This window comes from Nonomuraea guangzhouensis (assembly GCF_019396345.1).
In the GTDB taxonomy this organism is placed as follows: Bacteria; Actinomycetota; Actinomycetes; order Streptosporangiales; family Streptosporangiaceae; genus Nonomuraea; species Nonomuraea guangzhouensis.
The window spans coordinates 1-13,462 of record NZ_JAHKRM010000049.1; the positions used below are offsets into that span (position 1 = coordinate 1).

Annotated in this window: 10 protein-coding genes; 6 read left to right on the top strand and 4 right to left on the bottom strand. The window is 69.4% G+C overall.

The annotated features are described in order from the left end of the window. Positions 1 to 43: 43 nt before the first annotated feature. Positions 44 to 1,183, top strand: a complete 1,140-nt coding sequence (locus tag KME78_RS57490) for a sensor histidine kinase (protein WP_219538565.1) — start codon at positions 44 to 46, stop codon at positions 1,181 to 1,183. Beyond that, complete coding sequence (locus KME78_RS57495) at positions 1,180 to 1,842, top strand: response regulator (protein WP_219538567.1); 663 nt, start codon at positions 1,180 to 1,182, stop codon at positions 1,840 to 1,842. The genes KME78_RS57490 and KME78_RS57495 overlap by 4 nt, the downstream gene beginning before the upstream one ends. A 247-nt stretch (positions 1,843 to 2,089) precedes the next feature. On the opposite strand, the gene KME78_RS57500 is transcribed toward KME78_RS57495, so the two are convergent. Then, entirely contained in the window at positions 2,090 to 2,992 is a 903-nt protein-coding gene (locus KME78_RS57500) for a TolB family protein (protein WP_219538569.1), read from the bottom strand. Between the two features lie 317 nt (positions 2,993 to 3,309). On the opposite strand from KME78_RS57500, the gene KME78_RS57505 reads away from it, so the two are divergent. After that, positions 3,310 to 8,703 carry a VWD domain-containing protein gene (locus KME78_RS57505; RefSeq protein WP_219538571.1) on the top strand — a complete coding sequence of 1,798 codons (5,394 nt, stop codon included), beginning with the start codon at positions 3,310 to 3,312 and terminating at the stop codon, positions 8,701 to 8,703. A gap of 173 nt (positions 8,704 to 8,876) precedes the next feature. Further along, positions 8,877 to 9,545 (top strand): hypothetical protein, encoded by a 669-nt coding sequence (locus KME78_RS57510; RefSeq protein WP_219538573.1) that lies wholly within the window; start codon positions 8,877 to 8,879, stop codon positions 9,543 to 9,545. Between the two features lie 22 nt (positions 9,546 to 9,567). Here KME78_RS57510 and KME78_RS57515 read toward each other — a convergent pair whose 3' ends face one another. The 3 genes from KME78_RS57515 to KME78_RS57525 are packed head-to-tail and all read right to left on the bottom strand — an operon-like array spanning position 9,568 to position 11,657. Next, positions 9,568 to 9,993, bottom strand: coding sequence for a cytidine/deoxycytidylate deaminase family protein (locus KME78_RS57515; protein ID WP_219538574.1), 426 nt, complete (start codon positions 9,991 to 9,993; stop codon positions 9,568 to 9,570). A gap of 19 nt (positions 9,994 to 10,012) precedes the next feature. Continuing rightward, complete coding sequence (locus KME78_RS57520; RefSeq protein WP_219538576.1) at positions 10,013 to 10,744, bottom strand: dienelactone hydrolase family protein; 732 nt, start codon at positions 10,742 to 10,744, stop codon at positions 10,013 to 10,015. Between the two features lie 46 nt (positions 10,745 to 10,790). Then, the gene (locus KME78_RS57525) at positions 10,791 to 11,657 is read right to left on the bottom strand and encodes a LysR family transcriptional regulator (RefSeq protein ID WP_219538578.1); all 867 of its coding nucleotides are present in this window, start codon (positions 11,655 to 11,657) and stop codon (positions 10,791 to 10,793) included. A gap of 72 nt (positions 11,658 to 11,729) precedes the next feature. Between KME78_RS57525 and KME78_RS57530 the strand changes: the two genes are divergently transcribed. Continuing rightward, a complete protein-coding gene (locus KME78_RS57530) occupies positions 11,730 to 12,386 on the top strand; it encodes a type 1 glutamine amidotransferase domain-containing protein (protein ID WP_219538579.1) in 657 nt (218 codons plus the stop codon). Positions 12,387 to 12,498: 112 nt separating this feature from the next. Next, on the top strand, positions 12,499 to 13,458 hold the full coding sequence (locus tag KME78_RS57535) for an alpha/beta hydrolase (protein WP_219538580.1): 960 nt from the start codon (positions 12,499 to 12,501) through the stop codon (positions 13,456 to 13,458). Positions 13,459 to 13,462: the final 4 nt, after the last annotated feature.

Below are 13,462 nucleotides of genomic sequence, written 5' to 3' on the forward strand. Positions count from 1 at the left end.
CGCGCAGGAGTCGCTCGCGCGGGCGTCCGGCTAGGGTGCGCGCATGGGTTCAGGACGGTCCGGGGTGCGATCCGGTGTTCGGGCTGGTGTCATCGACGGGGCGGTCGCCGGTTGTGTGGCCGCGGCGCTGCTGGTCACCGGGTTGTCCGGGCAGCATTCCGGCACGGGCCTCGCGCTGCTCGGTTACGCGTTGCTGGTGGTCGGCGGCCTGGCGCTGGCCGCGCGCCGCCGGGCTCCGGTCGTGGTTCTGGTCGTCACCGGGGTGTGCGCGGTGGGCTACCAGGCGGCCGGTTTCGACGTGCCCGCGGTCGCGTACCTGTTCGCGGTGTACGCCGCCGTACGGGCGGGACACCGCGCCATCACGGTGGCGGCGAGCGTGGTCATGCTGGCCGCTCTCCCGCTCGCGGCCCTGGCCTCGGGCCTGCACGACACCGGGGAGGCGTTCGCGCAGGCCCGAGGTGCCCTTGAGCTGGCCTGGCTGATCGCGGCCGGCGCCGCGGGTGAGGCGCTGCGGCAGGCCGAGCGGCGGGCGGACGAAGCCGAGCGCAGCCGGGAGGAGACCGCGCGGCGGCGCGCGGATGAGGAGCGGCTGCGCATCGCGCGGGAACTGCACGATTCGCTCACCCACCAGATCTCGATCATCAAAGTGCAGGCCGAAGTCGCCGTCCACGTGGCCCGCAGGCGCGGCGAACAGGTGCCGGAGGCACTGCTGGCGATCCAGGAGGCCGGACGGGAGGCGACCCGGGAACTGCGGGCGACCTTGGAGGCGCTGCGCGATGACGACACGAGCCCGCCGCGCGGGCTCGACCATGTCGCGGAGCTGGTGGAACGCGCTCGGACGAACGGCCTGAACGCGACGCTGACCATCGAAGGGCAACAGCATGACGTGCCGGCCGCGGTGAGCCGGACCGTCTACCGGATCGTCCAGGAGTCACTCACCAACATCACCCGGCATGCCGCCGCCGCGACCGCGTCGGTCCGGATCGACTGCCGCCCGGACACCCTCGCGATACGCATCGATGACGACGGCAAGGCCACACCGGACGCCGCCCCGGTGCCCGGTGTCGGGCTGCTCGGGATGCGCGAACGAGTCACCGCCCTCGGCGGGCACCTACGCGCGCAGCCGCGCCGCGAGGGAGGCTTCACCGTCCAGGCCGAACTCCCCGTGGACCGGACGTCATGATCCGGGTCCTGCTGGTCGATGATCAGCCGCTCCTGCGCAGCGGATTTCGCGCGCTCCTCGATCTCGAGGAGGACATCGAGGTGGTCGCCGAGGCCGGCGACGGGATGGAGGGACTGACGCTGGTCAGGAAACATCGGCCCGACGTCGCTCTCATCGACATCCAGATGCCGGTCCTCGACGGCATCGAGACGACCCGGCGCATCGCCGCAGACCCGGCCCTGGCCGGGGTACACGTCGTCATCCTGACCAACTACGGCTTCGACGAATACGTCTTCAACGCGCTGCGCGCCGGCGCGGCCGGCTTCCTCGTCAAGGACATCGTGCCCGAAGACTTCCTCCATGCCGTACGCGTCGCGGCACGTGGCGACGCGCTGCTCGCCCCGTCCATCACCCGCAAGCTCATCAACACCTACGTCACCCAGCCGCTCCGCACCGGCACCGGGCCGGGACTGAAAGAACTCACCACCCGTGAACGCGAAGCCGTCGTCCTGGTCGCGCGGGGCCTGTCCAACGACGAGATCGCCGACCATATGGTGATCAGCCCGATGACCGCGAAAACCCACATCAACCGGGCCATGGCCAAGCTCCACACTCGAGATCGCGCCCAGCTCGTCGTCCTCGCCTACGAATCCGGCCTGGTAGCGCCGCACGACTCCTGAGCTGCGCGACGCCAGCAAGAGCGCCCTAGACGTCACGGGACAGGCAGCGGTCGTGCAGGACCTGAGAGGCCGTCAGCTCTTGGTGCTGTGCAACGCCGATGACAGTCTGCAGACCGCCCTACGGGACGCACCCGCGCGTTGCTACCCGGGGTCAAGACGCCGGCCGTGGCGGGGCGGCGGGAGGGGTCGGGCGATCCCGATCAGCGGCCGGCCGGGCGTTCTGGAGCCGGAGTGGCGGTGAATCGGGTCACCTGACGGCGGACGGGATGATGTCGATGGCCTCGATCGACACGGCGGGGCGGAAGGTCAGGAACGGACGCTCGTCGGTGTCGTTCAAGTCGGTCGTGACGACCTGCTCAGGCGAAGATCCCGGACGCACGACCCGGCCGCCGGTGATGGCGAGGTAGCCGCTGAAGTTGCGCCTGGTGAAGCGGCGCTCGCTTCCGGTCGGGACGTCGATCGCGATGAGGGGGCTCTCGTCGTCGGGCTCCGGGTAGACGATGAGTTCGCGGTCGGACGTCCAGACGGAGTGCGCGCCGGGTAGGGCGACCCGATCCTCGTGGACGCCGATCACCTTGCCGGAAAGGTCGAGGACGACGGTGGTGATGATGTCGTCCAGCGTCAGATAGGTGGCGGCGAGGAGTCGCCCGTCCGGGGACCAGCTGATGGCGTCTTCCTGCCAGTAGCCCTCGGCCGACCAGAGCGGCTGCCGGGCGCCGGTGGCGGTCTCGATCAGCACGATGCCGGCGATGTCGTCGCCCACGCCGGGGATTCCGGGTCCGTTCGACAGGTCGGCCAGGACGGCGATCCGGCTGCCGTCCGGTGAGAGCGCCGCCCGCACGGAATCGTCCGAGACGAACTCCTGCCGCGCTCCGGTGGCGAGCGTGTGCAGCACCACCCGCATGGGTCCGGCGCCGTCGTCCTGCCGCGACAGGAACACCAGCCGGGTCCCGTCGGACGACAGCGACACCGTGTTGCGGGAGAGGTGGGCCGGGAGCCCCGGGACGGTCACGAACTCGTCGCTGTCGGCGTCCAGCACGAACACGGCGTCCCGATCGAGGCCATGAGCCGCGACGACCATCCGAGCCGCCCGCACCGGCCGTGCAGCCGGCACGTCGAATGCGATCTCCCACGACCGGTGGACGACCACGGTACCTCCCAAGAGCTGATCCGAACCGCAGCCTAGTCAATGATCACGGAACGTGGTGATTCGAGATCTGCCGCAAGCCGATCTTCATGGTGTACGTTCCCCGCTGCGATCTTTATGCCCTATTTATCCGAGGTGAGTGCATGCGGCGTCTCTGCGTAATCATGGTGGGTGTGCTCGTGGCGTCCTTATTAGGACCCGTCCACGAGACATTGACCGCCAGAATGGCGGCAGCGGCGGCGGCGGTGAACGCAGCCGCCCCCCCCTGCCCCCCGAACAGCGACGACTGGTCGAACGCCGGCAGAGGTGACAAACGCTGCGTGTTCAACGCCATGTACGCCACCCGCCGCCGCATCAACAGCAGCTGCTTGACCGCCCGTCCCGCGCTCGGCACCTACATCTACCAGCAGCCCAACGAGTGCAGCGCCGGCGGCGGCATCGAGGCCATCGGGCAGGGCCGTGCCATCAAGTACCTGAACGACCACCTCGGCGTCCGGCCGCCCGCACAGCCCGGCGCGATCATCAACCCGGACGTCCAGTGGGAGACGTACCTCAACAACGGCCGCGATCGGCCCGACATCGTCTACTACGACCGGATCGGCACCAGCTTCGCCGAGGTGGTCGAGGCCAAGGTCAAGGGCAACCCGGACTATGAGGGCTGGGGACGCCAGGTCGGCCGGTACGTCGCGGCGATCGCCGCCAACGGCGTCAACGGCGTCCGCGCCGGGTCGGTCCTCGACCGCTGGGGCGGGTACGAGGACTGGTTCCAGGTCTACGGCAAGGGAAAGACGTGCCCGCTCAGTGGCGGCGACAAGGGATACCAGCTGTCCACCTACAGGGCCACCTCGCCGGCCTCCGGCCTCCTGGACATCCGGGAGGTGAAGAAGGAGCGCAAGTGCGAGAGGCAGAAGGACCCGGCGGATCCCAACAGCCCGCCCGCCAAGATCCCCAACGTGGACGAGGACGACGACGACTTCAAGTGGGACCCCCCGGACTACCTTCTGCCGCTGATCAGGGGCATCCGGACCGTCGGTCCGACCACGCTCGCCCAGGACATCGGCGCCTATGGCAGCGTCGAACTCGCCGCGGCCGAGCTGACCGCTGAGATCGAGCTGTTCCTCGCCAGCCAGGCGGGCAGGGCGTTCCTGATCGACGCCGGATTCATCACGGCCGAGGCGGCGCTGGCGTTCGGCATTGTGGGGCTGGTCGGCCTCATCCTGTGGTGGTATTTCAGCCACCACGGCAGTCTGGTGAAGGGCGAACCGCACTTCACCACCCCGGACAGACTGGGCTACGACCTGCAGTCCGTCGGCGAGTTCATCCTCGCCCAGTCCGACAGGTGGAACCTGGAGATCCAGGGCCGGCTCAGCCCCGCCAGTGGCGGCAGGGACGTTTCGGTGATGTTCGACGCCGCGATGGAGGCCGGTGACCACCTGGTCGAGTTCCACGAGGACGACCTGTACATCGACAACCAGAAGCGCACGCTCGAGACCGGCAAGCTTCTCCACCTGGGCAAGAACGCGTTCATCCTGCGCAAGGACGACAAGTGGGCCGTCATGTTCGACGGCGTGGCCGGCCCTGCCCTGTCCTGGAGGAGGGGAGCCGCGAGCCTCTACGTGCCGCCGACCCCCGACAGTGACCTCGTGGGCCTGCTCGGCAACGCCGACGGCGACCCGAAGAACGACCTGCGTCTGCGGGACGGCACCCAGCTGCCCGCCAACGCCTCGCCGACCGTGCTGCACAGCAGCTTCGCCGACTCCTGGCGGATCGACGACAACGAGTCGCTGTTCACCTACGGTCCGGGCCAGAGCACCGCGACCTTCACGAACAAGCAGTTCCCCGCCAAGATCGTCTCGGTCGCCGACCTGACGCCCGAGCAGGTCCAGCTGGCGACCACTCAGTGTGAGGCGAACGGCGTCCCGGCGGGCCTCCAGTTCAACGACTGCATCCTGGACATCGCGCTCACGGCGGACACCTCGTTCGCGAAGGCCGCCGCCGAGCAGACGAAAGCCATCCTCGACCCGACGGCGCAGGCCGTCAACGAGAACGGCGACCTGGCGATCGACTTCCAGGGGGCGCTCAGCTCGAACGTGCGGCCGTCGCGGGTGTCGACTGATCCGGCGGTGAGCACGTTCGCCGGGCCGTTCAGCGGGGCGGATTCGTACCGGTTCTACGCGCAGTCGCTACCGTCTCACAAGAGCGGGACGCTGGGCTTCGACCTGCTGGCCGTCGGCGACTGGGCGTCCGACCCCGACACCGAGACGGTCCAGGTCGAGACCGACCGCGGCACCCCGTACACGATCACGCCGAGCACGCTGACGCCCGTCGCGACCGGGAAACTGGCGACCGGCCTGCCGTGGGCCAAGTACCGGATCACGATGCCGGTCACCCACAACAAGAGCCAGATCGAGTTCAAGACCACGGCCACCGGGGTGGCGGGCATCTCGAACCAGGCGTTCGGCATCGACAACGTCAACCTCGACCTGGATGTCACGCCGCCACAGACGTTCACGGTGTCGCTGCCGTTCACGGCCTCGGACGGCGTCCCGGCCGCGGGAGCGGGCAACCTGGAGAGCGAGGTCGCGCGCGACGAGTACCAGTTCACGCTGGGCCAGCCGGGTTCGATCTTCGTTGACGCGCAGGAGTGCCCGGGGCTCTGGTTCAACTGGGAGCTGTTCAACGCCGCGGGCGCGAGCGTCGCCACCAACTCTCTGTGCGGTGGCAAGCGCCTCGACGGCCTCGCGGCGGGCGCGTACCGGCTACGCGTTTCACCGCACGAGGACGAGTTCGGCGCCTACAAGCTCAGCGTGGGCACGATCGCGCCCGACGTCGTCAAGACCGCGGCGATCGGCGGGCCGAAGGTATCGCTGGCGACCACCCAGCCGGGCCAGTACGGCACCTGGACGTTCGCCGGAACAGCCGGCCAGAAGGTCTCCTTCGAGTTCACCGACGGCACCCTGAGTTCGAGCGCCGACGCCACCCTGCGGGTGAAGCGACCCGACGGGACCGTCCTGGCGTCGCAGAGTTGCGGCAAGACCTGCTTCATCGACACCGAGACCCTGCCCGTCACCGGCACCTACTCGGTGGTGTGGGATCCGAAGGACGCCAAGACCGGCTCGCTCGCGTTGCAACTGTTCGAGGTGACCGACCTCACCGGGACGGTCGCGCTCGGAGCGCCCTCCACACTGACGAGCACGGTTCCCGGACAGGACGCGTACTGGTCGTTCGCCGGTAAGGCCGGGCAGCGGATCGCGTTCGGGGTCAGCGGGCTGACCAGCTCCGCCTACGCCTCGGTCCGCAAACCGGACGGAACGCCGCTGTACGGCTCCACCTACTGCTCGACGGCCTGCGCCTTCAACACCATCACGCTTCCCGCGGACGGCACCTACACGATCATCGTCGATCCGACCGTCGCGCGGCCGGGGCCGATGACGGCAGGGGTGATCGCGGGCGATGTCACCGGCTCCCTGACCGTCGGCGGGGCACCGGTCAAGCTGACCACCACCGGGCCGGGGCAGAACGCCACCTGGTCGTTCGCCGGGACGGCCGGTCAGCGCATCGCGTTCGCCTTTACGGGCGGGACGTGGGACAACAACGGGTACGCGCGCGCGTCGGTGCGCAACCCAGATGGAACGGACCTGTTCAAGCCGGCCTACTGCAAGGCGTCGTGCACGTTCGACACGGTCACGCTGCCGGTGACCGGAACGTACACGGTGGTCGCCGACCCGTACGGGGCGGCCGTGGGCTCGATCTCCGCGCAGGTCGTCGCGGGCGACGTCACCGGCTCCCTGACGGCCGGCGGGGCACCGGTCAAGCTGACCACCACCGGGCCGGGGCAGAAGGCCACCTGGTCGTTCGCCGGGACGGCCGGTCAGCGCATCGCGTTCGTCCTGACGGGCGGGACGTGGGACAACAACGGGTACGCACGTGCGTCGGTGCGTAACCCCGACGGATCGGACCTGTTCAAGCCGGTCTACTGCCAGCCGTCGTGCGCGTTCGACACCTCCACGCTGCCGGAGACCGGAACGTACACGGTGGTCGCCGACCCGTACGGAACGGCCGTGGGCTCGATCTCGGCGCAGGTCGTCGCGGGCGACGTCACCGGGACGCTCACGCCGGGCGGCGCCGCGGTCAAGCTGACCACCACCGAGCCGGGGCAGAACCCGACCTGGTCGTTGGCCGGAAAGGCCGGGCAGCGGATCTCGATCACGATCTCGGGCGGAACGTTCACCGGCGCGCAGGCGTCGGTGCTCGGACCGGACGGCTCGGTCTTCCTGCCGAAGAAGTCCTGCTCCACCTCCTGTTTCTTCGACGCGACCGTACTGCCGGCGGACGGCACCTACCAGGTGGTGGTCGACCCGTCCGGCATCTACACCGGCTCGGCCTCCGCCCAGGTGACCCTCGTGTCGCAGGACGTGGCGGCGCAGGTCACCGTCGGGGGGCCGGCGTCCACGCTGACGACCACGATCGCCGGACAGCACGGTGTGTGGACGTTCGCCGGGACCGAGGGCCAGCAGGTGTCGTTCAACTTCACCGGTTCGACGTTCACCGCCAGCTCGGACATCAAGGTCAAGGTCAAGAAGCCGGACGGAACCGACCTGGTCGCCGACACCCGCTGCGGCGTCAACTGCCTGCTCGAGCCGACCGAGCTGCCGGTGACCGGTACGTACACGGTCGAGCTCAACCCGCAGAACGCCAAGACGGGTTCGCTGGCCCTGCAGCTCTACACGGTGACTCACCTGACCGGCAGCGTCATCGTCGGCGGCGCCGCGTCCAGTCTCACGACGACGACGCCGGGCCAGAACGGAACCTGGTCCTTCTCCGGTACCTCGGGTCAGCTGGTCTCGTTCAACTTCACGGATGCGAGTTTCGCCAGTGCGACCGGCGCTCGGGTGACGGTGAAGAAGCCCGACGGAACCGTGCTGGTGGCGGCCACTTACTGCGGTCGTAACTGCTTCCTGGAACCGGTTGCTCTCCCGGTGGCGGGTACGTACACGGTGGAATTCGACCCGCAGGAGGGGAATGTCGGAAAGCTGACCGCTCAGCTCTACACGGTGACTCACTTGAGCGGCAACGTCACGGTCGGCGGCGCCGCCTCCAGCCTCACGACGACGACGCCGGGCCAGAACGGAACCTGGTCCCTCTCGGGTACCTCGGGTCAGCTGGTCTCGTTCAACTTCACGGATGCGAATTTCGCCAATTCGACCGGCGCTCGGGTGACGGTGAAGAAGCCCGACGGAACCGTGCTGGTGGCGGCCACCTACTGTGGCACCAACTGCTTCATCGACCCGGTGGCACTGCCGGCCACAGGCACCTACACCGTCGAATTCAACCCGCGAGACGAACAGGTCGGCAAGCTGACGCTGAGGACCTACTCGGTCGCCGACCTCTCTCCGGTGAGCATCACCGTCGGTGGTGCCACCTCGACCCTGACCACCAAGACCCCAGGCCAGAACGGAACCTGGACCTTCAACGGCACCGCCAACCAGAAGGTGACCTTCACCTTCACCAACTCCAGTTTCGGCAGCTCTATCGACGCCCAGGTATCGGTGAAGAAGCCTGACGGCACCGCATTGGGCTCCACCATCTATTGCGGCCGCAACTGCACCATCTCCGCGACGACTCTGCCCGCCACGGGCACCTACACCATCCTCTTCGACCCCAAGGCCGAAAAGACCGGCGCCCTGACCGTCAAACTCGCATCGGCGAGCTAGAGCGGTACGACGAACCGGCGGCGTGGGTTCGGTGGTGAAAGCCACTGAACCCACGCCGCCGTGGCGTCCCCGCGATCTCTGTTGCGCTTCGATCACGATTGTTAGAATTTGTATAACTCTCTTGCATGACGCCAGATGATCAACGGAGTCAAGTTTCGGAGAGAGGACACCTCATGCACTTAGCCGCAGCCCGGGCCGCTCTGAGTGGTGCCACTGTCGTCTGCGCGATGCTCCTCACCGCCCTTCCCGCGACTGCCTCCGCCGCACCGGCCCCCGCCACCCAGGCCGCCGCGACCCAGGCCGGAATCGACCGCGGAGTGCTGCTGGCCAAGGCGGACCAGCCCCAGGCCGGCGAGGCGTACGGGGACCCATGGGTCAACCCGTACTTCGAGCCCGGCGTCACTGGCCCAAGCTGCTGGGACTACGGGCGCAATACCCGTGCGACCGCGGGCATCAGCGCCAGGTTCTCCACGCCGACATGGTTCCACTCCTACAACGACGTCTGGGTCTTCTCCAACTCGGACGACGCGGCGGCCTTCGAGCGGCAGTGGCGGGCCGATCTGACCACCTGCGTTGACCGCAACCGCCCGGCCGAGACCGGCATGACGGTCCACGACATCACCAAGGTCGGCGAGACGGACGGCGTGGACATCCTGCGCATCACCGAGGCCGTCAACCCGTACTCCACCATCACCCACTTCTTCTGGGTCGCCGTGGTCCGCCAGGGTCGCGCAGTGTACGCCGTCCAGCTCCTCGACTACCGGAACGGCGAGCCGCAGCCCATGAGCTTCGACAACACCGTCGCCAAGATCAAGGCCAAGCTGGCCGCGTACTACCCCTGATGCCGCGTAGTCGTCTGGGGTGTCAGCTCGTGCTCTCCTCGGCGTCGAGCTGGTGGTCCGCCCAGACGTAGCTCTCGGGGAGCAGGTCGGTGATGGAGACGGTACGGAGTCCGTCACTTGTGCCGACGATGACCTTGAGGGCTGGGAAGTAGTCGAGAAGGACCTGGCGGCAGCGGCCGCATGGGGGCACGACGCCTCGGTCGCGGTCGCCCACGGCGACGATGGTGTCCAGGTCGTAGGCGCCCTGCGCGGCAGCTGTGCCGATGAGGACCAGCTCCGCGCAGGGGCCGCCGGTGAAGTGGTAGGCGTTCACCGCCGTGACGATCCGGCCGTCCCGGTTGCGGGCCGCGGCCGCCATGGTGTGGTTGTCGCCCCGGCAGCGTGTGGCCGCGACGTGCGCCGCGGCCTGGATCAGTTCATGGTCGACATGGTTGATCTGTGTGGTCATCTTCTCTGCCTTCATGGCTCTATGACGATGAGTGCCGTTCGGTGAAGGACATGATGCGTCGCCACGCGTCCTCGCACGCCGCCGCCCACTCGCTGAACGACCGGTCGAAGAAGGAGTGCGGGGCGCCCTCATAGATGTGCGTCTCGTGCTCGGTGCCCGCCCTGTCGAGCGCGGCCGTGTACGCGGCGAACTGCTCCGGCGTCGAGGCCGTGTCGGCACCGGCGCGCAGCAGCAGGAGCGGGGCGCCGGGAACGGGCGGCGGGTCGCCGACCGCGCGGAGCGCGCCGTAGAAGCCGATGCCACCCGCCAGGCCGTTGCCCTCGGCCGCCAGCCGCCAGGAGTGGGCGCCGCCGAGGCAGAAGCCCACCGTGAACACCGGGCCCGTCTTGGCCAGGTCCGTGACGGCCTCGCCGACGTCGGTGCGCACCTGGTCGGCGGTCAGCTGCGACACGTGCGGCATGTAGTCGAAGTCGTCGCCCCTGTCGTCCGTGCCCGCCGTACGGCCGAAGTAGTCGATGGCGACGGCCCGGAACCCCGCCTCGGCGAACCGGACCGCCAGCTCGCGGTAGAACGGGTGCAGTCCGCGCACGTCCGGCAGGATGACCACGCCGCGCCCGTTCGGCACCGCGGGCTCGGCACGGTAGGCGAGGAAGGTGTTGCCGTCGGCGGCGGTCAGCTTGAGCGGCTCCTGGGCGGCGGCCCGGCCCTTGATCGGCGGGGCGGGCGGCCTGCTGTCGGTGGAGTGGCACATGATCAGAGCATATTCACGGGACGTGCCGAGAAGCATGAACGACGAGCTAGTACGGCGGCGCGGCCCTGAGCGCCGCCAGTAGGTGCGCGTGCACCCTGGCGACCGGAGCCCTGGCCAGCCCGCCCGAGCGGACCGCGAGGTAACCGGTGTTGATCGGCGCCAGCTCCGGCTCCGCGAGCGTGACCAGCCGGCCCGCCGCCAGATCGGTCCCGCACAGGTACGCGGGCAGGACGGAGACGCCCATCCCGGCCCGCACCGCGTTCAGCACGCCACGCAGGTCGGGGATCACCACCTGCGCGGCCATGGCCGGCCGCCGCCCGAAGACCGTCCGCCAGTAGCGGCGCACGATGGGCAGATCCTCGGCATAGGAGATCAGCGGCATGGCCGCGAGATCCGCCCGTGCGGCCACCTCGGGACTGGCCACCAGCAGGAACTCCTCGTCGTACGCGGGCTCCGCCTGGACGCCGCGCACCCGCGGCCGGATCGTGGACACCACCAGGTCGAGCCGCCCGGCCGCCAGGTCGGCGAGCAGGCCGTCGGACAGCCCGAACGTCGTGCGCAGCCGCAGCCCGTCGCGCACCAGCGGCGCGAGCAGCGGGATCACCTGCTCGCAGACGAACTCGGCCGGGCCGCCCAGGTGGACCGCCTGCTCCGACGGCAGTTCCGCGTCCACCACCGCGTCCAGTGCGTCGAGCGAGCCGGCCACCCGGCGGGCCAGCTCGTCCGCGGCCGCCGTGGGGGCGACGCCGCGCGGCAGCCGGTCGAACAGCGGCCGGTCCAGCGCCGCCTCCAGGGTCTTGACCTGCGCGGTCACCGCGGGCTGCGACAGGCCGAGCGTCTGCGCGGCGGCCGTGATGGAGCCCGTCCGGTAAACCTCGAGGAACGTCCTGAGCAGGTCCAGCGAGAGCGACATATCAGTATTCTGATGGCTGACCGCCAGATTTACTATTTGTGGCTGATGGGTCGGCGGGGCGATGCTCAGGTCATGACCAAGCGCATTCTGATCGCACTGACCAGCCATGACGACCTCGGCGGAGTCAGGAAGACCGGCTACTACGTGCCCGAGGCGGCTCATCCCTGGGAGATATTCCGGCAGGCCGGGTTCGAGGTCGAGGCGGCGAGTGTGGGCGGCGGCCGGACGCCCGAGGACGGGTACGACCCGGCCGACCCCGTCCAGACCGCCTTCCTGGCCGACCTCGAAAGGCGGACCGTCCCGCGGCTGGCCGACCTCGACGCCGCCTCGTACGACGCGGTGTTCTACGCCGGAGGGCACGGCACCATGTGGGACTTTCCCGACGATCCGGACGTGGCCCGGCTCGGGCGGGAGGTGTACGAGCGCGGCGGCGTCGTCGCGGCCGTCTGCCACGGCCCGGCGGCACTGGTGAACCTCACGCTCTCCGACGGCTCGTACCTCGTGTCGGGCAAGCGGGTGGCGGGGTTCACCAACAGCGAGGAGTACGCGGCGGGCGTCGCGGACGTGGTGCCGTTCCTGCTGGCCGACAAGCTGCGGGAGCGTGGCGCGCGGCACGAGGGCGCGGGTGACTTCGAGCCGCACGTCGTCGTGGACGACCGCCTCGCCACCGGCCAGAACCCGGCCAGCGCCGCCCCGCTCGCCCAACGCGTCGTCGAGCTGCTGACCTGACGGGTTGGCGGGTGAACGGGGGTCAAACGCCGCCGGATGGCGGTTGTCCGGCGGCGGCCGGGATCTGACCATCGAGGGGTAGGGTCAAGCATCCCGTGGAAGGGGAAGCGACATGGCAACACACCCCAATCTGGACCCCGAACTCCGTGCCGGGCTCGGCCAGATAATGCTGCCGGACACCGGTGGTCTGTCCGGGGAGAGCCTCCCCGGGCATCGGGCTCAGATCAACGCCATGTTGGCGGCCGCGCCGCCGCCGGAGACCGACGTCACGATCGAGGATCGCCACGTACCGGGGCCCGAGGGCGCACCCGACGTCCGGGTACGGATCTACCGCCCGGCCGGGACCGAGACGGACCGGCCGGGGCTGTACTGGATCCACGGCGGCGGCATGATCGTCGGTGTCCCGGAGATGGACGACGCCATGGTGATCGAGTACGCCGAGCAGCTCGGCGTCGTGATCGTCTCCGTGGACTACCGGCTCGCCCCCGAACACCCACATCCCGCACCGGTCGAGGATTGCTACGCCGGACTGCTGTGGACCGCCAAGAACGCCGGTGAGCTCGGCCTCGACCCCACCAGGCTGGCCGTGGGCGGCGCGAGCGCGGGCGGCGGGCTGGCCGCGGCGACCGTGCTGCTCGCCCGCGACAGAGGCGGGCCCGACGTCTCCTTCCAGTTGCTCGTCTGCCCGATGCTCGACGACCGCAACATCACCCCGTCCAGCCACGAGTTCGCCGAGGCCGTCATGTGGGACCGGGCCGCGAACCTGTTCGGCTGGACCGCCCTGCTCGGCGACCGGGTCGGTGGCGACGACGTCTCGCCCTACGCCGCGCCGGCCCGGGCCACCGACCTGGCAGGGCTGCCTCCGTCGTTCATCGACGTGGGGGAGCTGGAGGTGTTCAGGGATGAGTGCATCGAGTACGCGCGGCGGCTCGTGCAGGCCGGGGTGTCGACCGAGTTCCACCTTTATCCCGGGGCCTTCCACGGGTTCGACGGGCTGGTTCCCGACACCGAGCTGAGCCGCAGGGCCAGGGCGAACCGGCTGGCGGGGCTCAAGCGGGCGTTCCGCGTCTGACGCA